This window comes from Halomonas sp. SIMBA_159 (assembly GCF_046536035.1).
Lineage (GTDB): Bacteria > Pseudomonadota > Gammaproteobacteria > Pseudomonadales > Halomonadaceae > Vreelandella > Vreelandella venusta_A.
Genome location: NZ_JAWJBT010001435.1, coordinates 1 through 242, shown reverse-complemented (window position 1 = coordinate 242; position 242 = coordinate 1). Strand labels below are relative to the sequence as shown.

Annotated in this window: 1 pseudogene; it reads left to right on the top strand. The window is 71.5% G+C overall.

The window, feature by feature from the left end:
• A pseudogene (locus tag R0J87_RS23980) lies at window positions 1–242 on the top strand (tripartite tricarboxylate transporter substrate binding protein); the annotation flags it as partial.

The window sequence follows — 242 nt, the reverse complement described above, 5'->3', positions numbered from 1 at the left end:
ATCCGAACGCGATCAAGATCGGCGGCGGCTCGGTGCGCGGCGACCTGGACCACCTGGCGGCGGCTTCGGCGATGAAGACGGCCGGCGGCAATCCGAACGACGTCGCCTACATCCCCTACGACGCCGGCGGCAAGGCGCTGGCCGGGCTGCTGTCGGGCGAGGTCGACGCGCTGTCGACCGGGCTCGGCGAGGTGATCACGCCGCACAAGGAAGGCCAGCTGCGCATCCTGGCGATCGCCTCC